General features: G+C 38.3%; 21 protein-coding genes and 1 other annotated feature. Of the genes, 1 reads left to right on the top strand and 20 read right to left on the bottom strand.

The features are described from left to right. Positions 1 to 70: 70 nt before the first annotated feature. Positions 71 to 1,225, bottom strand: a complete 1,155-nt coding sequence (gene mutY, locus ACXYSM_RS03120) for an A/G-specific adenine glycosylase (protein WP_458634328.1) — start codon at positions 1,223 to 1,225, stop codon at positions 71 to 73. Between the two features lie 170 nt (positions 1,226 to 1,395). Here mutY and ACXYSM_RS03115 point away from each other — a divergent pair, with 170 nt between their 5' ends. Beyond that, on the top strand, positions 1,396 to 3,675 hold the full coding sequence (locus tag ACXYSM_RS03115) for a Xaa-Pro dipeptidyl-peptidase (RefSeq protein ID WP_458634327.1): 2,280 nt from the start codon (positions 1,396 to 1,398) through the stop codon (positions 3,673 to 3,675). A 49-nt stretch (positions 3,676 to 3,724) separates the two neighbouring features. Here ACXYSM_RS03115 and ACXYSM_RS03110 read toward each other — a convergent pair whose 3' ends face one another. From ACXYSM_RS03110 to ACXYSM_RS03020, 19 genes are all read right to left on the bottom strand, one after another. Further along, positions 3,725 to 3,886 (bottom strand): hypothetical protein, encoded by a 162-nt coding sequence (locus ACXYSM_RS03110; protein WP_458634326.1) that lies wholly within the window; start codon positions 3,884 to 3,886, stop codon positions 3,725 to 3,727. Positions 3,887 to 3,895: 9 nt separating this feature from the next. Continuing rightward, positions 3,896 to 5,206, bottom strand: coding sequence for a GTPase ObgE (gene obgE, locus ACXYSM_RS03105; protein ID WP_458634325.1), 1,311 nt, complete (start codon positions 5,204 to 5,206; stop codon positions 3,896 to 3,898). Positions 5,207 to 5,283: 77 nt separating this feature from the next. Further along, entirely contained in the window at positions 5,284 to 5,418 is a 135-nt protein-coding gene (locus tag ACXYSM_RS03100; protein WP_045615867.1) for a DUF4044 domain-containing protein, read from the bottom strand. A gap of 29 nt (positions 5,419 to 5,447) precedes the next feature. Next, entirely contained in the window at positions 5,448 to 5,639 is a 192-nt protein-coding gene (locus ACXYSM_RS03095; protein ID WP_458634324.1) for a PspC domain-containing protein, read from the bottom strand. 25 nt (positions 5,640 to 5,664) lie between these two features. After that, on the bottom strand, positions 5,665 to 6,981 hold the full coding sequence (locus ACXYSM_RS03090; RefSeq protein WP_458634323.1) for a glycosyltransferase family 4 protein: 1,317 nt from the start codon (positions 6,979 to 6,981) through the stop codon (positions 5,665 to 5,667). An 8-nt stretch (positions 6,982 to 6,989) separates the two neighbouring features. Further along, on the bottom strand, positions 6,990 to 8,033 hold the full coding sequence (locus ACXYSM_RS03085; protein ID WP_458634322.1) for a glycosyltransferase family 4 protein: 1,044 nt from the start codon (positions 8,031 to 8,033) through the stop codon (positions 6,990 to 6,992). Positions 8,034 to 8,142: 109 nt separating this feature from the next. After that, positions 8,143 to 8,472: a metal-sulfur cluster assembly factor gene (locus tag ACXYSM_RS03080; protein WP_458634321.1), complete on the bottom strand. Its 330-nt coding sequence runs from the start codon at positions 8,470 to 8,472 to the stop codon at positions 8,143 to 8,145. Positions 8,473 to 8,488: 16 nt separating this feature from the next. Further along, positions 8,489 to 9,598 (bottom strand): RNA polymerase sigma factor RpoD, encoded by a 1,110-nt coding sequence (rpoD, locus tag ACXYSM_RS03075; protein WP_458634320.1) that lies wholly within the window; start codon positions 9,596 to 9,598, stop codon positions 8,489 to 8,491. Positions 9,599 to 9,600: 2 nt separating this feature from the next. Continuing rightward, positions 9,601 to 11,361, bottom strand: a complete 1,761-nt coding sequence (gene dnaG / locus ACXYSM_RS03070; RefSeq protein ID WP_414286717.1) for a DNA primase — start codon at positions 11,359 to 11,361, stop codon at positions 9,601 to 9,603. Between the two features lie 249 nt (positions 11,362 to 11,610). Continuing rightward, positions 11,611 to 12,369 (bottom strand): ABC transporter ATP-binding protein, encoded by a 759-nt coding sequence (locus tag ACXYSM_RS03065; RefSeq protein ID WP_458634319.1) that lies wholly within the window; start codon positions 12,367 to 12,369, stop codon positions 11,611 to 11,613. After that, a complete protein-coding gene (locus ACXYSM_RS03060) occupies positions 12,366 to 13,232 on the bottom strand; it encodes an ABC transporter permease (RefSeq protein ID WP_458634318.1) in 867 nt (288 codons plus the stop codon). The genes ACXYSM_RS03065 and ACXYSM_RS03060 overlap by 4 nt, the downstream gene beginning before the upstream one ends. Positions 13,233 to 13,293: 61 nt before the next feature. Further along, positions 13,294 to 14,292, bottom strand: coding sequence for a tryptophan ABC transporter substrate-binding protein (gene trpX, locus ACXYSM_RS03055; protein WP_195184166.1), 999 nt, complete (start codon positions 14,290 to 14,292; stop codon positions 13,294 to 13,296). Between the two features lie 133 nt (positions 14,293 to 14,425). Beyond that, positions 14,426 to 14,641, bottom strand: a binding site (T-box leader). Positions 14,642 to 14,737: 96 nt separating this feature from the next. Continuing rightward, positions 14,738 to 17,563, bottom strand: a complete 2,826-nt coding sequence (gene ppc, locus ACXYSM_RS03050; RefSeq protein ID WP_458634317.1) for a phosphoenolpyruvate carboxylase — start codon at positions 17,561 to 17,563, stop codon at positions 14,738 to 14,740. Positions 17,564 to 17,586: 23 nt separating this feature from the next. After that, positions 17,587 to 18,798 carry a cell division peptidoglycan polymerase FtsW gene (ftsW, locus tag ACXYSM_RS03045; protein WP_016465935.1) on the bottom strand — a complete coding sequence of 404 codons (1,212 nt, stop codon included), beginning with the start codon at positions 18,796 to 18,798 and terminating at the stop codon, positions 17,587 to 17,589. A gap of 201 nt (positions 18,799 to 18,999) precedes the next feature. Next, entirely contained in the window at positions 19,000 to 19,989 is a 990-nt protein-coding gene (gene prsA / locus ACXYSM_RS03040; protein ID WP_458634316.1) for a peptidylprolyl isomerase PrsA, read from the bottom strand. Positions 19,990 to 20,063: 74 nt separating this feature from the next. After that, positions 20,064 to 20,777, bottom strand: a complete 714-nt coding sequence (locus tag ACXYSM_RS03035; RefSeq protein WP_458634315.1) for an O-methyltransferase — start codon at positions 20,775 to 20,777, stop codon at positions 20,064 to 20,066. Between the two features lies 1 nt (position 20,778). After that, positions 20,779 to 22,581, bottom strand: a complete 1,803-nt coding sequence (gene pepF / locus ACXYSM_RS03030; protein WP_458634314.1) for an oligoendopeptidase F — start codon at positions 22,579 to 22,581, stop codon at positions 20,779 to 20,781. Between the two features lie 18 nt (positions 22,582 to 22,599). Further along, positions 22,600 to 23,556 carry a competence protein CoiA gene (locus ACXYSM_RS03025; RefSeq protein ID WP_458634313.1) on the bottom strand — a complete coding sequence of 319 codons (957 nt, stop codon included), beginning with the start codon at positions 23,554 to 23,556 and terminating at the stop codon, positions 22,600 to 22,602. Positions 23,557 to 23,793: 237 nt separating this feature from the next. Next, positions 23,794 to 24,942, bottom strand: a complete 1,149-nt coding sequence (locus ACXYSM_RS03020; protein ID WP_458634312.1) for a PDDEXK family nuclease — start codon at positions 24,940 to 24,942, stop codon at positions 23,794 to 23,796. Positions 24,943 to 25,034: the final 92 nt, after the last annotated feature.

Raw genomic sequence — 25,034 nt, 5'->3', positions numbered from 1 at the left:
ATAGTCACCTTTTTCCTTATATCAATTATACCAAAAAAATGCAAAGAAGACACGAAAGACTGGTATTATCCTATCTTTTTAAATATGCTTGCCAAATTTTTTGTTGAGGTTTTGCTAGTGGATAGAGTTCAAACTCTTCAGGAGTTAACCAAACAACCTCTTTATCACAATATTCTTTGCTATCAACTACTTGCCCGGATAGGATTCGTACATGCCACTTTCGATGGCTAAAGATATGTTTGACTTCTTCGAAATGACTATCCTGCCACTCAACTTCTAAATCGTAATCCTGCTCAAAACTTTCTTGCGGTGATGGCCCAAGTTTAATAGATGGTTCAGCTACCTGATTAAAGAGATTTAGTTCTTCATTCTTAGAAAATTCATCTACCTCAATCAAGGGAAAATGCCAAAATCCAGCAAGTAACTTTTCACTTTCATTTTTTTCTAGTAAAAACTGTCCTTTAGCATTTTGAACAACTAAAGCATTAAGATAGACGGGAACTGGCTTTTTCTTTGCCGCTTTAATGGGATAGCGATTCATTGTTCCATTTTGATAGGCCGCACTAAAATCTTTAACTGGACTATCTTCTGGCCTCGGATTAACGGGTGCCTCAATATCTGAACCCAAATCCATCAAGGCTTGATTGAAATCACCTGGACGTTCTGGATCAATCAAAATTTCCATCATGGCTTGAAATATCTTGCGATTACTTGGATTGCCAATGTCGTGATTGACTTCAAATAAACGAGCCAAAACACGCATGACATTCCCATCAACTGCAGGCTGTGCTAGATTAAATGCAATACTTGAAATAGCTCCAGCTGTATAGGGACCTATCCCTTTCAAGCTTGAAATACCTTCGTAAGTTGAAGGAAATTCTCCATTAAATTCATTCATAATCTGCTGAGCTGCAGTTTGCATATTGCGAACACGCGAATAATATCCAAGACCTTCCCATGCCTTTAATAAACGTTCCTCAGGTGCATTTGCTAAAGTCTCTACAGTCGGAAACCATTCTAGAAAACGTTCATAATAGGGAATGACGGTATCGACTCTTGTCTGTTGCAACATGATTTCAGACACCCAGATATGATAGGGATTCTTGCTCCTTCTCCAAGGTAAAACCCGCTTATTTTCATCATACCAGGCTAAAAGTTTTTGACGGAAAGACAGAATTTTCTCCTCTTCCCACATGGACACGCCATATTTCTCCAAATCTAACATATATCTAGTATAGCATATCCTTATAGGATACTCAAAAAATGAAAATTGTCCATGTTTTAGTATCTACTCTCTTATCATACCTGACTATCAGACATACTCTACTCTTTCTGTTATTTTCTATGATTTTTTGATATAATGACTCTTGAATGATTCTTTAAAAGGAGATATCCATGCGTTTTAATCAATTTAGTTATTATCCCGTTACAAACCAACAAGCTTTACAAGAATTATCTGAGCTTGGATTCAAGCTTGATCTTTCAGCTTCACATAAAGAACAGTTTGAAGCTTTTGTTAGAACTTGTTTTTTCAATTATAAAAATACGGATTATCCCCTCACTACTTTAGCAGTTGATAAAGAAACTGATTTGCTTACTTTCTTTAATTCAGATCGTGAATTGACAGTAGAAATTTTCTACACTGTTGCCTTTCAACTACTTGGATTCAGTTACTTAGTAGACTTTGAAGATGGTCTTGCTTTTCACAAAGAAACAGCGTTTCCGATCGTTTACGGAGATTTAATCGACAATCTCTACCAGCTTTTAAATACACGCACTAAAAAAGGGAACACCCTTATCGATCAGTTAGTTAGTGATGGTCTTATTCCTGAGGACAATAACTATCACTACTTCAATGGCAAGAGTTTAGCGACTTACTCAACTAACAATGTTATTCATGAAGTAGTTTATGTAGAGACTCGTGTTGATTCTGATAAAGATGGTCTACCTGACCTCATCAAGGTAAATATCATTCGTCCAGCATACAATGGAAAGATACCAGCTGTCATGACAGCAAGTCCATACCATCAAGGAACCAATGACAAAGCAAGCGATAAGGCTCTCTATAAGATGGAAGCTGAACTAGAAGTCAAGGAACCACATGAAATTACGTTAGAAAATCCAACCCTGGACTTAGTTGAAGCCGTTGGGGATGCTGAACTTGTTTCTGAAGCTGAAGAAAAACTCACTCATATCAATAGCAGTTACACACTTAACGATTACTTCCTTCCAAGAGGATTTGCCAATATCTACGTATCAGGTCTTGGTACCAGGGATTCTCAAGGTCAGATGACCAACGGAGATTACCGCCAAGTTGAAGCTTATAAGAATGTTATTGATTGGCTTAACGGTCGTTGTCGTGCCTTTACGGATCATAGTCGTAAACGTCAAGTAAAAGCTGATTGGTCAAATGGTAAAGTGGCAACTACTGGTCTTTCTTACCTAGGGACAATGTCTAACGGTCTTGCTAGCACAGGAGTTGACGGCTTAGAAGTCATCATTGCTGAAGCAGGTATCTCATCATGGTACTACTATTACCGTGAAAATGGTCTTGTGACAAGCCCAGGTGGCTATCCTGGTGAGGACTTCGATTCATTAGATGAATTAACTTATTCTCGCAATCTCTTAGCTGGTGACTATATTCGTGGGAACGATGCTCATAAAGCTTCCATAGAAGAACTTAAGAAAAATCTAGACCGTAAAACTGGAGATTATAACCAATTTTGGCATGACAGAAACTACCTTCTTAATGCTAAAAAGGTTAAGGCTGAAGTTGTCTTTACCCACGGTTCACAAGACTGGAATGTAAAACCACTTCATGTCTATCAAATGTTCAATGCTCTTCCAAGCAATATTAAAAAACATCTCTTTTACCATAACGGCGCCCATGTTTATATGAACAACTGGCAGTCTATTGATTTCCGTGAATCCATGAATGCCCTTTTGACACAGAAATTATTGTGTCAAAGCACTAACTACCAACTTCCAAGTGTCGTTTGGCAAGACAATACTGCTCCTCAAACTTGGCTCTCACTTGAAGATTTTGGAAATCAAACTGACCATAAAACTTTCTCTTTAGGTACTGAGGAAGCTGTCATCCAAAATCATTACCAAGATTCTGACTTCGAACGATTTGGAAAGACTTACCAAACCTTTAATAATGAACTCTATCAAGGAAAAGTCAATCAGGTAACTATTGACCTGCCAGTGACTGAAGATCTTCATATCAATGGTCGTGTTAAACTAAACCTTCGTCTCAAATCAAGTACCAATAAAGGTCTTCTTTCTGCTCAACTTCTCGAACTTGGTCAAAAGAAATACCTTCAACCTTATCCTGGAGTCTTGGCTGCTCGTACTATTGATAATGGTCGTTACCATATGCTGGAAAACCTTTGCGAACTACCATTTAGCCCAAATGCCCAACGTGTTATTACCAAAGGCTACCTCAACCTCCAAAATCGTCATGATTTATTGAAAATTGAAGAAGTTAAACCAGATGAATGGATGGAATTCCAGTTTGAACTCCAACCAACTATTTATAAACTAAAAGAAGGCGATACTCTCCGTCTCGTTCTTTATACTACAGACTTTGAAATTACTGTACGTGATAATACTGACTATCAATTAACTGTAGACCTTGAGAAATCTAGTCTGGAAATCCCATATCAAAAATAGTTAGTAAACCAGAAAACCCGTGATACAAATATCACGGGTTCTTTTGTTCTTATTTTTTTTCTTCGGCTTTTTTCTTCATTCTCGCAAGTCTCAATGAACGATTGGGATTGAGGCGATCAAAAAGTTCTTCTAATTTCTTTTCATTCCAGACGTCTGCAGCAGAAACAAAATTTCCATCAGCATCTCGGAAAGATATTGGTTTATCACCCATAGCTATCTCCTAGTCTACAAATTCAAACTCAAATTTTCCAATACGGACAAGGTCGCCGTCCTTAGCTCCACGAGCACGAAGAGCTTCATCAACTCCCATACCACGCAACTGACGCGCAAATTTCATGACAGACTCATCACGGTCAAAGTTAGTCATATTAAAGAGTTTCATGAGTTTTTCACCTGAAAGAACCCAAGTTGCATCGTCATCACGGCCAATCTCAAATGGTTTTTCTTCCTCATCAAAGCCATAGTATACTTCTTCTTCCATCTCTGACTCATCATAAAGAAGGAATTCTGGCGTTTTATCAAGAAGCTCAGCCGTTGCATCTAATAGCGGTGCAAGTCCTTGCTTAGTCAAACCTGAAATTGGGAAGATTGGCGGTAACTCCTCAAACTCATCATAATTAGCAACCAATTTTTTCTTGAACTCTTCAAGGTTTTCTTGACTCTCAGGCATATCCATTTTATTGGCAACAATAATCTGTGGACGCTCCATAAGACGAAGGTTATAAGATTCAAGTTCCTTATTGATTGCTAAATAGTCCTCATAGGGATCACGTCCTTCACTAGCTGACATGTCAATGATATGAAGAATAACGCGAGTACGCTCGATATGGCGAAGGAACTGGGTCCCTAAGCCAACACCTTGGCTAGCACCTTCAATCAATCCAGGAAGGTCTGCAACGGCAAAGGATTCACCGGACTGGGTACGAACCATTCCAAGATTTGGAACAATTGTCGTAAAGTGGTAGGCACCAATTTTTGGCTTAGCAGAGGTAATCACGCTAAGAAGTGTTGATTTACCTACAGATGGGAAACCAACTAAACCAACATCCGCAAGGATTTTAAGTTCTAACTGTAATTCACGTTCTTGACCAGGTTCTCCGTTTTCTGAGATTTCTGGCGCAGGATTTTTAGGAGTTGCAAAACGGATATTTCCGCGACCACCACGACCACCGTGAGCCACGATGAACTCTTGTCCGTTCTCTATCAAATCAGTGAGAACTTTCCCAGTCTCAGCATCACGCACAGTTGTTCCTTGAGGCACACGAACAATCAAGTCTTCTGCTCCTCTACCATGCATTCCTTTTGTCATTCCTTTTTCACCTGACTGGGCTTTGAAATGACGATTGTAACGGAAATCCATAAGGGTACGTAAACCTTCGTCTACAACGAAAACAACGTTACCACCACGGCCACCGTCACCACCCCATGGTCCTCCATTAGGGACATATTTTTCTCGGCGAAAAGCAACCATGCCATCGCCGCCATTTCCAGCCTTGACCTTAATCTTGGCTGTATCTAAAAACATACTCATATTCTTTTCTCACTTTAAAAAGGGCTGGGAAATCCCAGTCACCTAACTCATTACTAATCAATAGAATGACTAGCTTTTTAGAATCTGCTAAATACACCAATGGCAGTAGCAAAGATACCTGCCAATGTTACAAATAACATCACTAAAACGACAAACATTGTTAGTTTTTCAAAGAAGGTTTTTTTACGTTTACCATTATCACCGAATGCCATGTTTTCTCCTTTACTCTAATACTCTATTTTTAAAATTCATTTGATACAGGAGCGATTGCCCACAAGATCAAGTAAGCAATAAGTCCTGCGCCATAACAGAAAGCTAAAACTCCCCAAATAACACGAACAATTGTAGGGTCAATATCAAAATAATGTGCTACTCCTGCGCAGACTCCACCAAGTTTTTGATCTCTACCACTTCTCATCAATTTCTTTTTCATCGTTTTTTCCTTTCATCGAAAGAATTTAATCATTCAAGTATTTTCTTAAATTTCTTAATTGTTTTCTAGATGCCTTAAGCATTCGCTTCGAACCTTTAACTGGCATAGTAACAGCCTGTTGCGGAATATAGAAGACTGTCTTTAAAATACGTTTTGTAACCGGTTCGTCAACCCCTGTTTCTTTGGCAAAATTATTTGAAATAATGACGTCTAGATAAAATTCATGGACTCTTCTACCAAAATTCTCAGCAGAAATTTCATATAATTTTTCAGCCAAGTGTTTTTCATCCATTGACGGTGTAGCAAGTAAAGCCTCAAGAATAGCTCCTGCCAAGTCTCTTTCCTCATAATAAAGAGTTCCGAACATTTTATCATTGATGAGATTATCCAAATATGGATTACCATGGGCAATAACAGGTGTCTTACTAGCTAAACTTTCCAGATAAGTCAATCCCTGAGTCTCACTCGTAGAAGCCGATATGAAGAAATCAGCTGCCTTATAATAGAGTGCCGTCTCATTTGGCGGAATCATACCTGTAAAGATAACAGAATCTTTAATTTTTAAATCTTCTGCTTGCTCCTTAAGATTGTCTAAATAAGGTCCATCTCCAGCTACAACCAGTTTAACATTTGGTTCTTCTTTTAGGACATCTGGTAAAGCTTTAAGAACTGCATGAATATTCTTCTCGTAAGAAACTCGAGAAAGACTTAGAAGCATCTTTTCGTCTTGTTGGATCCCTAGTTTATCCCTTAAATCACTAATGTGTTCAGGACCAATCTCAGGGCGTTCAAATTTGGCAAGTTCAATTCCAGTAGGAATAACACGCTTTTCAACTTTTACCTTATAGTCAGATAAAAGATCGCGTACAATTTCACTCGGACAAATGACTCCATCAACGTCATGAAGAAACCCTCTCACAAGATACTTGACCATACCTGGACGAATCAACAAGCCCTTAGCAATGTAGTGGACATAATCTTCGTACTGGGTATGATAGGTATGAATGACTGGAATTTTCAATTCTCGAGCAATCCAAATTCCCAATAAACCAAGAGAAAACTCAGTTTGGGTATGAATAATATCGAGTTTGTATTGTTTAGCAATCTCAAGAGCTTTCGTAAATCCACGGTAAGCGAAACGACGGTCTTTAAAGGCAAAGAAAGGAACACTAGGGATACGAATAATCTGCCAGTCTTCATAACGATTGACATCCTTATCGGTTGTCGTAAAGATAAAGACTGCATGCCCTTGCTTTTCAAGCTCTGTTTTTAAGGTTCGAATACTGGTTGCAACACCCGAAACCTGTGGGAAATAAGTATCTGTAAATAATCCAATTCGCATATACTACCTCATTTTTTTCCTAAAGCCGCTTGCTCCCGATAGAATTTTAGCCATATTTCAAGGAGATGCTCCTCTGAGTATTCTCTTGAAATAGCCTTGGCCTTTTCTTTTAACTCTTTCAAAGCTTCTGGATGCTCTCTATATTCCATAATAGCTTGTTTCATCTCTTCCACATCGGTGGTTGGTCTGTAATTGCCTTCTAGAATCACCTTATAAAGATCTAAGTCCCGAAGCATAATGGGAGCTTCACAACTCGCAGCTTCTAGAATAGTCATCGGAAAGAGCTCATTATAGCTAGGAAGTAAGAACAAATCTGCCAAAGCATACAGTTCTTTCATCCTTTCTGGCTCAACAATTCCAGGGAAAATCAGATTCTCTGGAGGATTATCCATGATTTTTTTATAACGTTCATAACCATCTGTAATCCCACCAAATGAGAAGCCTCCCGCCCAAATAAAGGTGATGTCCGATAGCTCCTCAGCAAGAGTAATGAAATCATCGATTCCCTTACGCTTCTGAACCTGCCCAGCTCCTACTACTACAAATTGATTTTCACTCAACCCCATATCTTGTCGAAGTTGACTTACTTTTTCTGCAGAAAGTGGGTGCCATTTTTCTTTGTTAACAAAGTTAGGAATATATGTCACCTTTTCACGAGGAATACCAGCTGCAACCAAGTCTTCGATAAAAGTAGGATTAACCACAACCAAGTGTTCCATACGGTCATAAAAAGAAAACACATAGCGTTTAACAATCCCTTTTAAGAAGAACGGAATTTTCAAACTGCCCTCTAAGGTATCAGGTAAGAAGTGAACATAACCAATCCTACGACCTGAACGCTTCTTTTGAAAAGTTGAAAGATAATAGGGAAGGTCGATTGTATGAAAATGAGTAACATCAGCTTCTACAGGAAGATTCTCCGTTACAATTAGTTGGTCTTTCGCATCACGTTTCAAAAGTTGCACAAGTTCACGGTAAGCTCCAGAAACACCTTGTCCTGCTACCTTTTCACTCGAACTTAGCATGTTGATGCGTAATTTCTCTTTTTCCATACTATCCATTATATCATTTTATTGAAAGAAAATCAGCAAATTAAAAAAGAGATAGCATAAAAGCTAGGGAATTTCCTAACACTTATACTATTTCTTTTTTTATATCATTCTATTTAATACCTAAAGCGATACGTGCATAGCGACTCATTTTTTCAACAGTCCAAGCTGGATACCAAACTAATTTCACTTCAACGTTAGTAACCTCTGGTACATCTGTCATAGCATCATAAATTTGATCGGTCAAGAGATCTGCTAAGGGACAACCCATAGTTGTCAAAGTCATATCAATCTCAGTCTCACCAGTATCGCCATCAAATCGAATCTCATAAATCAGACCTAGGTTGACGATATCGATTCCTAATTCTGGGTCTATTACTTCTTCTAATGCAGATAAGATTTTCGTTTTGATCGTTTCAATTTGCTCTTCTGTGTAAGCCATGTTCAATCCTCCAATCTTAATCTTCGATAAAGTCACGAAGCGGTTTGCTTCGGCTTGGTTGACGAAGTTTTCTCAAAGCTTTCGCCTCGATCTGACGAATACGCTCACGAGTAACGTTAAAGACTTTACCAACATCCTCTAGAGTACGCATTTTACCATCATCAAGACCGAAACGAAGACGCAAAACATTTTCTTCACGGTCAGTCAAGGTGTCAAGAACTTCATCCAACTGCTCACGCAAGACGATACGAGTTGTATAGTCAACCGGATTTTCAATCACTTCATCTTCGATAAAGTCACCAAGGTGGCTATCGTCCTCTTCACCAATAGGTGTTTCAAGAGAAACTGGTTCTTGCGCAATCTTTAAAATTTCACGAACCTTGTCAGGAGTCATATCCATACGTTCAGCAATTTGTTCAGGAGTAGGATCTTGTCCCAACTCTTGAAGAAGGTTACGCTGCTCACGAACAAGTTTGTTGATTGTTTCAACCATGTGAACTGGAATACGAATGGTACGAGCTTGGTCAGCAATGGCACGCGTAATGGCCTGACGAATCCACCAAGTTGCATAAGTTGAGAATTTGAATCCTTTAGAGTAGTCAAACTTATCAACTGCCTTCATCAATCCCATATTTCCTTCTTGGATCAAATCTAGGAATTGCATACCGCGTCCAACATAGCGTTTCGCGATAGAAACTACCAAACGAAGGTTAGCCTCTGCTAGACGTTGTTTCGCCTCAACATCTCCTGCTTCAACAGCAAGAGCTAATTCTTTTTCTTCTTCGTTAGTAAGAAGAGGTACGACACCAATTTCCTTCAAGTACATGCGTACAGGGTCATTCACTTTGGCAGATGTTGAACCAATTAAGTCTTCATCGTTAAGTTCTGGTTCTTCCTCTGTACTTAAGACACGTTCACTCGGATTTCCTTCGTTATCAGTGATTGCAATACCTGCATCTTGAATCCGTTGCAAAAGGTTCTCAATGCCTTCTACATCAAGAGCAAAAGGAATTACAAGGACATTGTTAATTTCATCATCTGTCGCAGTACCAGTTTTTTTATGGTTACGAATAAATTCTGCAACTTGGACATCAAAAGTTGTTACTTCTTTTTGTTTTTTTGCCATTCTTACTCCATTCTTCTTTTTTGGGCAATTAAGCGTTCAAGCTCTTCTAAAGCAGTATCTGTGTCGCCTACATGACTAGCTTCCTGAACTTTCTTTTTAATTTGCAAGTTTTGTTGATTCAAAAGAGCACGATTACGAGACTCCTCCACTTCCTTTAGTTCTTCTGGAGACATCTCAGAAGGTAGATCCAAAGCTAACACCTGGTACCAAGCATTTTCCACTTCTCTAGTCTGATTTGCCAAGTCTTCAGAAGAAATCGAACCATTATCAATCAAGAGTCCATACAAGGTCTGAAACTCTGGAGTTTCAAATACAAAATCATCTCTCAAACGATAATCATTCAAAACAAGGGGGTGCTCCATCATACGATAAAGAATATGTGCTTCAGCTCTCATGACTGCCGTCAATTGTTTAGAAACCGACATAGTAATTGGTGTCGGATTAACAACCTGCTTCACTTTTTCTTGTCTTTGTCTGACACGACTTTCGTTGATAATGTGCTCAACTTGTTGATAATCAAAAGATGGTAAATGATCCGTCAACAAATGAATATAGGTGTTCTGGGCTGTGATAGAAGGTTCTTTGACGATAAGAGGTGCAATTTTCTCAATGAACTCAATCTGTGCTTGGAGATTTTCACTATTACTAGGTTTGTAATGATGGATATAAAACTCAATCGGACTGATTCGAGTATTGGATAAAAGATAAGCCAAATCCTCTGGTGAATTCTTTTGTAAATACTCATCAGGATCCATTGCATCAGGAATCTGGACTACTTGTACAGGTAGATCTTTAAGCTCGTCCAAAGCTTTAGCAGTTGCAGCTTGTCCTGCCTTATCACCGTCATAAGTGATAATCACTTTTTTTGTAAAGCGTTTGAGATGTTCGACGTGTTCAGCAGTCAAGGCCGTTCCCATGGAAGCTACTGCATTTTCAATACCAGCACGGTAGGCTGCAATAACATCCATAAAACCTTCCATCAGATAAATTTCAGGAGCTTTACCTGAGCCTTTTTTTACCCTATCCAAATGATATAATTCGTAACTCTTGTTAAAAATCGCCGTCGCTCGACTATTTTTATACTTGGCAGTTTGAGAATCTGTCTCTTGCCAAATCCGTCCAGAGAAAGCAATCACCTTTCCTTGGTCGTTTGAGAGTGGAAATATAATTCGGTTATGGAAAGTATCAAAAAATTGGTTACTTTCAGATAGATAAAATAAACCTGAATCCAGCAAGTCCTTCTCACTATAATCATCTGCTAAACGCTGATAAAGATAAGAGCGTTCTGCTGGAGCTAGACCAATCATAAAGTGTTTAATGACATCATCAGTCAAGCCACGTTTATAGAGATAGTTTCTCGCCTCCTCACCCATTTTAGTCGTCATTAGGATTGCATGATAAAAGCGTGCAGCCTTGTCATGCATATCGTAGAGATTTTGATGGGGTGACGTGTGTGGGACAGGGTTATGTGCAGGAGCTTCAAGGTGCATTCCGAGACGTTCGCCCAACATCCTTACCGCATCCGCAAAAGTTACTTGTTGATACTCTTCTATAAACTTAAAGACGTCTCCGGAACGACCACAACCAAAACAGTGGTAAAATTGCTTATCTTCGACCACGTTAAAGGAAGGGGTCTTTTCACCATGAAAAGGACAGAGCCCCAAAAAGTTCCGTCCAGATTTTTGTAAAGAAATCACTTCTCCTATGATTTCGACAATATTGGTATTGTTTTTGATTTCTTCGATGACTCTCTTGTCAACCATAGACAATACCTCCATTTTATCACAGTTTACTTTATATAGTATACTTTATTTCTGAAAAAAAGTAAACCATTTCATACCTTTTACATGCTTTTATTTCATAGAAAATAGGCATTTTCGAAAGTAAAATTTTAGGAAATTACACATTTACTTAAAATTGAAAAAAATATATAAATAAAAAAATCTCTATTTGCTTCAACAAAAAACTTAGAGGTAAAATTTTATCCCTAAGTTTTTTGTAAATGAGTGATCTTATTCAAACAGTTTATAGTAATCTGAAATCTTCATCTTGGCTTTTTCATCCTTGTTCAAATCTTGGATGATTCGTCCTTCCTTCATAACAATGAGACGATTTCCATACTTGAGAGCATCTTCCATATGGTGGGTAATCATCAATGCTGTCAGATGATCCTTGTTGACAAAGTCATCTGTCAATTCCATCAAGGCCACACTTGTTTTAGGGTCAAGGGCTGCCGTATGTTCATCCAACAAAAGGAGTTCAGGACGTTTCAAGGTTGCCATCAAGAGGCTCAAGGCCTGTCTTTGTCCACCTGACAAGAATTCAATCGGTGTATCCAAGTGTTTCTCTAGGCCATTTCCAACCTTCTCAATGGTTGCTTGAAATGCTTCCTTGTAGGCTGAGAGTCTTCTTGGAAATAAACCGCGTTTTTCTCCACGAAACTTGGCAATCAAAAGGTTTTCTGCGACGGTCATACGTGGAGCTGTTCCCATCTTTGGATCTTGAAAGACACGAGAAAGGTACTTGGCCCGTTTTTCAGGGCTGAAATGAGTCACATCCTCTCCCATGATGCGAATACTACCACTGGTTAAAGGTAAAGTTCCTGCAATGCTATTAAAGAGGGTTGATTTCCCTGCTCCATTTCCACCCAAGATTGTGATGAAGTCATGTTCATAAATATCAAGCGAAACATCGTTGAGGATAATCTTCTCTTCGTCAAAGCCATTTTTCACAATTTTTGTGGCATTTTTTAATTCTACAATTGCTGTCATTTGCTTAACTTGACTCCTTTCAAGTATTTATCCTTAAGGGTTGGAATAACTAGACAAGTTGCTAGGATAAGAGCACTGTATAGACGGAGATAGCTAGTATTAAAGCCAAGAGCAATAACTCCCCATACTAAGAATTGGTAGCTAATAGAACCAACAACAATGGTAACCAATCGTTCTGCTAGAGTAAGACTCTTAAAGAGTACTTCACCGATGATCAAGCTAGCAAGACCAACAACAATAACCCCAATTCCTCGAGAAACATCCGCATAACCTTCTTGTTGAGCGATAAGAGCTCCTGCAAGAGCTATGACACCATTTGATAAGACCAAACCCATAAGCTCCATACGTCCAGTATTGATACCAAAACTACGGGCCATATCCGGATTATCTCCTGTCGCGATATAAGCTTGTCCTAATTTAGTATCTAAGAAGAAAAGCATGACTAAAATAACCAAAGTCACAAAAATCAAACCTGTAAACAATTGATTAACTTCAGTTGAAAATGGAAGAACATCCTGGATTTGTTTAGTTCCCAAGAGACCAAGGTTAGCCCTTCCCATAATCATGAGCATAATGGAATGACAGGAAGTCATGACCAAAATTCCAGATAAGAGTGTTGGAATCTTTCCTTTTGTATATAGAAGCCCTGTTGCTAAACCTGCAAGACAACCTGCCCCAACAGCTACCAAGGTAGCAAGAAAAGGATTAACCCCTTGTGTAATAAGAGTTACTGCTACAGCTCCTCCTAGTGGGAAGGAACCCTCTGTTGTCATATCTGGGAAATTTAAAATTCTAAAGGTCATAAAGATTCCCAACCCCAGAATAGCCCAGACGAATCCTTGTGAAATAATAGATATAAGCATGTTTGATTGATTTCCTTTATTCTAAAAATTGGAGGAGATGTCTCCAACTCCTCCTTCATTCTTATTCAATGACTTGTCCAGCTTCTTTTAGAACTGATTCAGGAATAGTAATTCCTAGTTCTTGAGCAACTTTCTTGTTGATAACTGATTTACCAGTTGAGAAGACATTGACTGGAGTGTCAGCTGGTTTTTCACCCTTCAAGACTTTAGCGATCATCTTACCAGTAGCCACACCAAGATCGTGTTGGTCCACAACGACTGATGCCAAACCACCTGCTTCTACCATGGCAGTCGCACTTGGGTAGATTGGTTTTTTAGCTGTTTGGTTGCTTGATACTACAGTTGAGAACGCAGATGCGATTGTGTTGTCAATTGGAACCCAGATTGCATCTACTTTTCCAGTCATAACGTTAACTGTTGAAGCAATTTCGTTAGTTGATGGAACTGCGAAAGTTTCGACTTTCAAACCAGCTTTTTCTGCGTAAGCTTTGAACTCTTCGACTTGTGATTTTGAGTTATCTTCGCTACTTGAGTAAAGAGCTCCAACTGTCTTGACATCAGGAGTCAATGTTTTAATCAATTCAACCTGTTGTTCAGCAGGGTTATGGTCAGATACCCCTGTGATGTTTCCACCTGGTTTTTCCAAGTTTTGTACAAGGTTAGCTCCAACTGGGTCTGTAATAGCTGCCATGATAACAGGAAGGTCTTTTGTTGCGCTTGCGAGACCTTGAGCTGCAGGTGTCGCAATTCCGACAACAACATCATTTCCATTTGACACCAATTGTTTACTCATTGTGGCAACCTTACTTTGGTCACCTTCTGAATTCATAAAGTCGATTTTAACTTGATCACCTTTATAGCCTTCTTCAGCAAGTCCATCTTGGATACCTTGGTAAATCAAGTCAAGCGATGGGTGACTGACGAACTGTAGAACACCAACTTTAGCAGTTTTGTTAGCTGTCTCGGTTTTAGTATCTTGTTTCGTTAAGTTAGAGTAGACCAAGCTTCCTCCAACTACAAGTGCTAGTGCTGCAATAATACCAATTAAACGTTTATTCATATCTATTTCTCCTTATTTCACTTAAACTTAGTAATGTTCTTTATACTTTCAATATAACTTTACCAAGCGTCGCCATCGTTTGATTTCCATCATTTATCCTCCCCATAGAAAAAGTCCTCACACAAAAAACTTGTGTGAGGACGTCGATGCGCGGTGCCACCTCAATTATAGGGTATCCCCCTATCTCTCAATCTCGCTTCACGAGTCGCACTGTAAGGTGTGCACACCGAATTCTTATGATTTCAAATTCTTAATAACATTCAGCCCAATTTTCGTCATCTTCAATTATCTGTTTTCACCAACCACAGACTCGCTAAAAAAATTCAATGATTACTTTCTGAATGCTTAAATTATATCATTTTACTAAAACTTGTCAAGGGTTTTCATGAATTATTTTTTTAAAAATGTAAAATTCTTACGGTTTTTATAAAAAAATATCTTAAAATTAACCTGAATTACGTAGTCCTGTAGCGATTCCGTTAATAGTTGTATGGATTAATTTTTCTTCATGAGGAGATAGTTCGCCACGACGTTGACGTTTGATCAACTCCAACTGAATATAGTTAAGGATGTTGAAATACGGCATGCGATAGTTCAGACTCTCTTTCAAATAGGTATTTTCTGCTAAAAGCTCGTCATGTCCTTCAATAGCCAAGATAACGTTCTTGGTCAATTGCCACTCATCAAGAATAGTGTAGTAGATTGCTTGCACTTCTTCGCTTTCGCAAAGTTTTGCGTACTCGAAAGCAATATTCATGTTTGATTTTGACAAGACCATATCCACGTTGGAAAGAAGAGACTGGAAGAATGGCCAGTTTTGATACATTTCTCTAAGCGTTTCAATATTTTTGGGATCTTGGTCAATAAATTCCTTGAAACTTGAACCAACACCATACCATCCTGGGAACATGACACGACTTTGTGACCATGAGAAAACCCAAGGAATCGCGCGCAGACCACCGATTTCGGTAATTGTTTTACGAGCTGCGGGACGAGAACCGATATTGAAACTTGAAATAGCTTTGATTGGACTAGATTCAAAGAAATAATCATAGAAAAGCTCATTTCCAAATACGAGTTCACGGTAAATATCATAACTACGTTCTACTACTTGGTCCATGATCTCTTCATAACGGTTTGAAGTATTGGTATCGCTCTTCTTCTGTGTAATCATACGATTAATAGCCGCAGATACCAACATTTCAAGATTATAGTAGGCTGCATCCTTGTTTCCGTATTTGTTTCCGATAACTTCACCTTGTTCAGTCAAGCGGATTCGATCCTTGATTGATTTGAGTGGTTGAGAAGCAATGGCATCATAAGTTGGTCCACCACCACGGCCAACGGTACCACCACGACCATGGAAGAAGGTTACTTTGACTCCGTATTCATCACCAATAGCGGTCAATTGTTTTTGAGCCTTATAGAGTGTCCAACAAGATGAGAGATATCCACCATCTTTGTTACTATCAGAGTAGCCAAGCATGATTTCCTGGTAATTATCTCTAGAATCAATCCACTTCTTAGCAAGTGGTAAAGAGAAATACTTTCTCATTGTTTCTTCAGAATGATCTAAGTCCTCAATCGTTTCAAAAAGAGGAACGATTTGAACACGAGCTTTTTCAGCATCCACCAGACCGACTTCTTTGAGCATAATGGCTAATTCCAGCATATCAGATACACTAGTTGCATGAGAGATAATTGTTTGACGAATAACGTCTTCTCCCAAACGATCTTTTAATTCACGTGCAGTTTGGAAAATGGCTAATTCTTTTTCAAGAAGTTCAGACTTTTCAGCATGAGTAGCTGACAAGATTCGAGGGTCTTCTAATAATTCATGTATTAGTAGTTCACATTTTTCATCTTCTGAAAGATTGCTATAATGATCGTTAATTCCAGCAGATGCTAACAATTCAGCAACACAGGCTTCATGAACACTTGAGTCTTGGCGCATATCGATAGATGCCAAGAAGAAACCAAAGACTTCTACAGCCTCCAAAAGCTCGGCAAACTCTCCAGTAAGCAAAGCTTCTGCCTTATTTTCAAGTAATGAATCCTTAATAATATAAAGGTCTTTCTTGAACTCTTCAACTGTTTCGTAGTGAGGAGGACGATCATCTGCTAATTCTTGAATGGCTCCCGAGAGTCGATTGCTGATATAGTCAGTGATTTCTCCTTGCTGATGCCCTTGAGCGCCAAGAAGACGTTCAACATGATGACGTTCATCTGCTGATGAACCAACAACCGCCCACTCTTTTAGATTCAAAAGCGTTTGAATTAATTTAGATTGGATAAAGTGAAAAGCACGACGGTAAGGTTCTTTTTCACGGAAGACAGATGTATCACTAGATTGCGCAGCCATTTCTTCAACAGCCTTGCTTGTCTTGGATAAATTAGTAGAAAGAGAGAAAGTACGATAGAGACTAGAAATCTTGCTGATATAGTAGTTGAAGATGACTTCGCTTTGAATGGTTGCTGAACGCATGAGAGTTTCGGCAGTTACAAATGGATTACCATCACGGTCTCCACCAATCCACATTCCCATGGTGATAGGTTTTGCTTGTTTTAGGTCAATTCCCTGCTCTTTTGCAAGACGCTTATATTCTAACATTAGATTTGGTACAGCTTGTAGGAAAGAACTATTGTAATATTCCATCACGTTTGTGATTTCATTCGTTACTTTTAGTTTCTTCTCACGAATCATATCCGTCTGCATGATAATCTCAATGTAGCGACGAAGATCATTATGCCATTTTTCTTTGTTAATAAGCCCCATTCTCACATCACGGTATTTACGCAAGAGAGTATGGATATGATTAGTCAAGTCCAGCATACTCTTACGTTGAACCTGAGTTGGATGGGCTGTTAATACTGGCACCACGTTCAGATGTTCAAGAATTTCAGCCGCATTTTCTTTTTCAGCAACCATTTCAATGGTTGTTGACAATTTACCAAGATAATCTTGATCAATATTGTTTAGATGGTTAATCTCATAAGCTAAGTCTACGTCTTCGGAGATGTTAATCAAAAGTGGTAAAATAGAGAAATATCTGGAGATGTAGACCATTTCATCATTTGAAAGACTTCTCACTACCTTATCTAGTCCTTGATAGTCTAGATTTGATGATAGCTTCTTCAACTGCATAATCTTGTCAAAAGTCTCAGCAGGAAGCATATTTTTCGTGATATCTTCAAGTAAGTCTGTCAAGATTTGAACTTCTTCTTGGACTACAGTTTTGTTTCTGTTATTTTCTAGTTTTTGAAGAGACATATTTTTCTCCTTGTCACATTTTCTTAGAGTTGTGCTTCATATTCGCTGTATAGTTTTGCACGTTTTTCACTAGCATCGATATTTAAGACAAAGGCGATAGCTACTGATAGAACCAGGAGACTATTCCCCCCTTGTGAAAGGAATGGGAAGGTTACACCTGTTGAAGGAATCAATCCTGAAATCCCTCCGATATTAACAAATACCTGAATTAAAATCATTCCACCAATACCGATTGCTACCATAGAGTTGAACGGATCTTTTGCTCGTACCCCCACTAAAATAATACGAAGAATTAGGAAGAATAATAGAGCTAAAATAAGACTGGCACCAACAAATCCAAACTCTTCAATCACAATAGAGAAAACGAAGTCCGTGTGTGCCTCAGGTAGATAGCCTCGTTTTTCGATAGAGTTTCCTAATCCTAGTCCAAACCATCCTCCATTTACCATAGCATAGTATGAATTTGCCAACTGGTGTCCTGCACCAGCGACATCATCAAATGGATTAAAGAAAGCACTGAATCGTTTAGCTACGTATCCAAATACTGGAATCTTAGAAAACTTATCAACACCAACAAGCTTAATGGTTGTTAGAGAAACAAAGGATAAACTGGTCAATACTCCAAGAATAGTTGCAAACCATCGGTGAGCTATCCCACTAATTGAGTACATCAACAATGCTACCAAAAAGAGAATTGTAGCATTTCCAAGGTCAGGGAAAATAGCCAAACTACCAATCATGACTAAAAGTACAAATCGCCAATCGTTAAACGCTCTAGGAAACCATTGGTTTTGAGTTAAAACTTGGAAATCATAAACGGCAATTTCTTCTTGTTGTTTTGAAAAACGTTGAGCCAAGTACCAAATGATGATAATTTTCAAGTATTCCGCAGGCTGAACAGTAATAGGTCCTACTTTGATCCAACCGTATGCACCATTGATGGGAATCCCAATCAAACGAGCTAAAGCTAGTAACACTAACTCAGCAAACATAACGATAAATAACAAACGTTCGTTTCGAAGAAAACCAAGTTTCAGCTTATAGATTACTGCAATAAGCAACAAACTAACGATCCAAAACAAGCCCTGATTTCGAACTAATTGAAAGGCGCTCTTACCCTCCTGAATCAAGGATGCACTTGTTGTCGAATATACCACTATTAATCCCAGAACGGATAAGAGAATATAGGGCACTAAAATAGAGTAATTCAACAGGTGCCTTTTACTAATTTTCATATTTCACCATCTACTAAATTTTTAATTTTCTATTAATTCTAGTTTTACATGCTATTATACCACTTTTTAGACTAGAAAAAAACTCTTATCCGTTAAAGCCTAGAATTTAAGCTTTTAGAATTCACAAACATTTTTTTATATTTTGGGCTTATATTCAAAAAAACTCTACCTTTCAAGAGTAGAAAGATAGAGTTTTCATCTTTAGTTTGAAGATGTTGTTGTCGTTTCAGTTGCAGTTGTTGTTGTTTCGGCTGCTGCTGATGTAGTTGTCGTTTGAGTTGTTGTATCACTTTGAATGTACTGAGTAAAGATATTTTGGAAGGCTTGATCTTTAACCTTGATATTTGCCGCCTGCAACTCTTTACTAATTACACCTTGAACAAAAGTAGCATCATTTTGTTTTTGAGTCAGAATAACTGTCTTCAATTTTTCTTTATAATCTTCCCAGTTAGAAGATTTTTCTGTTTTCTTGATCAATTTCACAATATAGAAACTGTTTGAATAAGCTTGTGTACCTGGAGCTGTGATCACATCTGAGATTCCATCAACATTAAGGGCAAAGGCTGCTTTTTTAACAACGTCTGGCAATTCTGTTGATGCAGAGTCGAATGTGATTTCTCCACCATTTGCTTTTGTCTTTTCGTCAGTTGAATTATCCTTAGCCAATTGTGCAAAGTCAGCTCCAGATTCTTGTGCTTTAGCAAGTACTTCTTTAGACTTATCCTCACTGTCAAGTTTAATCACTTGAGCAGTTACTTCTGGTGTGTACTCATCGTAAGCTTTTTTGTAGTTCTCATCTGTCAATTCAGCTTCTGCGGCTTTCTTAACAGCATATTCAACTAGTTTACTTGTACGAATTTGAGCTTTACGGCTTTCTGCTGTCATACCAGCACGAGAAAGAACGATTTGATAGCTATCACCATATCTTTTTTGCTCTTCTGCTACCGCATCTTCTACTTCTTTGTCACTTACTTCAGATCCATATTGTTTTTCAAAAACTTTTTGGATTGTCATATTGAGCAAAATTTGTTGAGCAGTTGGGTTGTTTTTCACTTCTTCATAAAATTGGTGCTCAGTAATGACATCACCCTTCATACTGATGAGGTCAGCTCCTTGAGAGCTATTTGAACAAGCAGCCAAAGTAGCTACTGATAACAAAGTGATGGCACCAGCCAATAATTTTTTCTTCATATTTACTCCTTTTTATACACTAGATAAATGTTTACCTTATCTATTTTACTAAATTGTCTTAAAAATATCTGAAATTAATCAACATCAGGCAGTTCTATTTCTGCTTGATTCTTTCTTAGCATCAAGATTCCATCTCCAAGAGGAACTAGACTAGCTGTTAATCCCGGATTGTTTAGAGTTGCGTCAAATAGTCTTTGCAAACCACGATAAATGGTTCGTTGCCCGCGTCGGACTTCCATAATATCCTTAGCAATGTCTCCGCCTTGGAAAATATCATCCAAGACAACTACTCCACCAACTTCAAGATGTTTGAGGATTTCTGGTAAAAAGACAATATATTTAGATTTTGCAGAATCCATAAAAACAAAATCATAGGTCTCTGTCAATGTTGACAAGACATCTACCGCATCGCCTTCCAAGAGAGTGATTTGTTGGCGATTATCAAAGTTGGCGAAATTCTCCTTGGCAAAACCAATCATTTCAGGATTCCGGTCAATGGTTGTAATCTTTGCATTTGGGGCATGTTGAGCCATCAAAAGTGCAGAAAAACCAATTGCCGTCCCAATCTCTAAAATATTTTTTGGTTGAATAGTTTCCATCAGGAAACGGAAGTAAGCGACTGTTTCATGAGGAATGATAGGAATATTCTCCTTACGAGCAAAGTTTTCTAGTTCTTTTAAAGAACCAGTCACCTGCTTTTGTCTGTGGCGCATAAATTCCACAATCTCATCCTTAACAACAGGTCGTCGCATGTTATGGTTAGCATTTTTACTGTATGACTCAACCATCTTATGCCAATCCTAATTTTTCAACAAGGGCTTCAAACTCATCCAAACGACGTTCAAAGACTGCAAAGGCATCGTTGAGATAGTCTTCTTTTTCCATATCAACACCAGCTTTACGCATGATATTGAGTGGATAGTCTGACTTCCCAGCCTTGAGGTAATCAATATAACGGTCACGATCCTCTTGACTTCCGTGAACAATCTTTTCAGCCAAGGCTGAAGCTGCTGCAAAACCAGTTGAATATTGATATACATAGTAGTTATAGTAGAAATGAGGAATTCGAGCCCACTCGTACTGGATTTGAGGGTTGTCTTCCTTGCTCAAGCCATAGTATTCTTGGTTCAAGTCTGCATAGAGATTGTTCAAGAACTCGCTTGTCAAGACTTCACCATTTTGATCGGCTTGGTGGATAGCATGTTCAAATTCTGCAAATTGAGTTTGGCGGAATACTGTTCCACGGAAACCATCCAAGAAGTTGTTGAGAATCGCAAAGCGTGTTGCATCATCTTGAACTTCTTGCAATAATTTTTCTGTCAGGATGTTTTCATTGGTTGTTGACGCAATCTCGGCCAAGAAGATTGAGTAATCTCCATAGACATAAGGCTGGGTTTCGCGAGTATAGCTAGAATGCATACTGTGACCTGTCTCATGTACAAGAGTAAAGAGATTATCGAGGTTATCCTGCCAGTTAAGAAGCATAAAGGCGTTGGTATCATATGAACCACCAGAATAGGCACCTGATCGCTTCCCTTGATTCTCATAAACATCAATCCAACGTTCGCTGAAGGCACGTTTCACCCGACTCAAGTAATCTTCACCAAGAACTGCTAAAGCTTCCTCTGCCTTCTTCAATGCTTCCTCATAAGTAAAGCTGTATTCTACTGAAGATAAGGGAGTATAAACATCGTACATCTTAAGATCTGGAATACCTAAAATCTTCGAACGTAGATTTAGATAACGATGCAATAACGGCAAATGCTTACGAACAGCAGACACTAAGTTGTCATAAACACTTTCAGGTACAAAATTGGCCGCAAGAGCTGCTTCACGCGCACTCTTATAGTTACGAACCTTAGCGCGATAGTTTTGCACTTTGACATTGGTCTGTAGTGTTTTAGCGTAAGTGTGCTGGTATTGCTCATAGGTAGAGTATAGGGCTTCATATGCTCCACGACGAACGTCACGGTTCTTAGATTCTACCAAGCGCATATAGACGCCATGTGACAACTGTACTTCATTTCCATCTTCATCTTTAACAAATGGAAAGACGATATCTGCATTATCTAAAATAGCAAAAGTTTCACTAGCAGCACCGAAGATTTCACCAGCACCCGCCAACAACTCTTCTTCACGTTGTGAAAGGACATGATCCTTATTTTGCAAGAGTTTATCAAAGAAGTGTTTATATGGTTGGAGTTTTGGTTCTTCTGCTAGAAAGTTTTGATACTGCTCTTCTGTGATAGCCATAAATTCTGGCTCATAAAAAGAAAAGACTTGATCAAGTTGACTATAAAGAGCCATAGCTTTAGCATAGTATTCTTGATACTTAGCTACTCGTGTATCTTGGTCGTTTTTCATATGTGCATAAACATAAAGTTTTTCAAGACGACGACTCAATTCTAGATAACGCTCTGTAATGTCAAGAAGACTCTCTGCACTATCCAAGAGATGTCCCTCAAGACTAGCAGCTTGTTTTGTATCCTCAGTTAGAAGAGCTAGTTCTTCTTCCCATTTTTGGTCTGTTTCAAAGATCGTTGATAGATCCCATGTATCTTTTTCATTGATTTCATTTCGTTGTAATACCATAAATTTCCTCCATCCTTTCTATTTTACCATATTTTTCGAGAAATAATGCTGATAAAAGGCAGGTGGATAGAGCTTTTGTTGCTGATTTTGTGGATTCAGTTCATAATAAGCCTGAAAGTTGCGGTAATAATCATATAGATTTTGACTTATCTGACAAAAATGACCATGTTCTATCGGCCTTACTTGGGGATACCAGTCCTGTTTTTTTAGATTTAAAAGATTTTCTCCTCTTAAGTAAGCTTGGGCTTGTTGTTTCATCCAATAGGGGTTTTGATAATAGAGTTGTTTTTGAATGTAATGACAAATATTCTTGTCCTGTTCGACAGAAAAAGCAGTTAGCTCTTGCTGCTGGTAGGGACTGCGTAAAATTTCTAGGAGATTTCCTTTGCCATAAGAAAATTCCTTGAGCTGATAATGGAGTTTCCCTTTCAAATCTTGGTGAAGGAGGTACTTGAGCCTCAAAACTTGTCTTTTATGGTCTAACTCCCAAAGATAAAATCCCATATTATGACTAAAATAAAGAAAATCTCTTTGAAGTTTAGTTAGTCGCTCTTTTAGCCAGAGCTTTTCTCCCAGTAGCCAAAGAACTTGAATTCCCAAACTTCGATAACCATTGCTTCTCTCCCGTAAAAGTTCGCAAGAAATGGGACTACACTGAACTTCCAGTGCTAATTGCTTGTTGATGAGGATATCTGCGATTTGCTTAAGTTCAGGAATCGGATATTCCATTTCTACTTCAGTATCTTTCTTAGCCCAATTAAAAAGTGCCACCTTATTCTCCAAATGTTCTGGTCCTTCGTTCTCATGATAAAAATCACAACTTTTTAAACTTTCATGCGCAAAATGAGTTCTTACATTTTTTCCTTTTTTCAAGCGAACACTCGTTCCGCAAGCTGGACAATAATAAGCTTGTTTCTTTACTTCATTCTCTAACGCGTTAATTAAATGACCTTTTTTATCTCTAGCTAGAAACATATATCCCCCTTTTCTACTTTATTCGAAAAGGATAAGAAAAGAGAGTGGGACAGAAATCAGTAATTTGTTAGAATTCGATTTCGTCGTCCCACCTCCGCACAGTTGAGTAGGGCTGTAAAAGCTGATGAAATCAGCGTAGTAGAGCCCACTCAACCACTGCGTCTTGCTCGACAATCCAAAGACAATTGAGATTCTAGAACTATTATCCCAGACTCTTCTTCACTATAACATCTAGTATCATTTACGTTTGTTCTTCATATATTTCCGTAACATGGGAATAAGATTTTGTATTTGATCCTGCTTTATCACCATTACACCATATTCCTGACAACGATGACTGTAAACAGGATTGATTTTTCCAGAGCAAACAATCATTTTCAAACAATTATCACCTGCAAAATGATTGGCATAAACTTCAAGTTCGTTAATAGCTTCAACTGCTAGATCAGTCATTTTACAAGAAATGAAAACTACAGAGTGACCTTTACGAAGAATAACATCAATCTCATTTTGAACATTGTCAGCCTCAGGGAAAATCCCATTCCAGTCAATTTCAGTACCAATCATACATTCATCAAAATACTCCGACTCGAGGGCTAGTAAATAGATATACAATTCTAAAATATGCCCTTTTGTTCGACATAACAGATGTGCTTCTGGTGTTGGGAATGTATAAGTGACAGTATCCGTTGTTTCCTCTTCTACTTTCAATAAATTAGCTTTTGTGAACAAAGGAATCAAGCTACTAGGGTAAGAATAAATTTTTCCATTACTCTCCAAAACTTTTGCTGTTTCAGCGTGAAAATCACTTGTTTTTGCCAGTGCAAAGAATTGGGTAATCTGATACCATTTTTCAGGATTTTCGATAGCATATTTGGCCAATTTTTTAATAGCTAGCACTTGCTTATTAGAATGCTGAGGCCTTCTTGATTTAAGGACTTTTCCACCACGTAAAGCTATCAATTGTTCAATGGATAAACTAGGAATCTCTAACTTTTTATCATAAATCTTACCCCTTTCCCAGGCATACTGCTTTCCTTGTTCAACATCCATAGCAATAATGGGAATACCTTTCTCCAAACCATACTGATATAGAACTATTGCTATTAGATTATCTCCACCAAAAACATCGATGGTCACTGACTCAAAATCATTGATAAATACGTCTAATTCCTGGCAGATAGTTTCTAGGTGGAATTGTCGAAAATGTACTTGTTTTAAGTGTGGAACTTGTTCCATTAGAAAATGTTTCAAGGATAGCTTATCTTCCTCAGCAATTTTTCTAGTAGAAAGGTATAAAATCTCACCACAATCACTGACAAAAGCTTGGTAGACGTTTTTTTCAATGGTATGACGATCGTATAGTTCAATTAAAAGACTAGTCATCTTAAGACCTCCTAGACAAAAAAGTCTGAAAGAATAGTGGTCGATCAGAATCGTTGAAAAACTATCGCAATTCTGTTTAATTTCATCGACTT

This window comes from Streptococcus sp. V940, from assembly GCF_054353495.1.
This window is presented reverse-complemented; position numbering and strand designations above follow the sequence as displayed.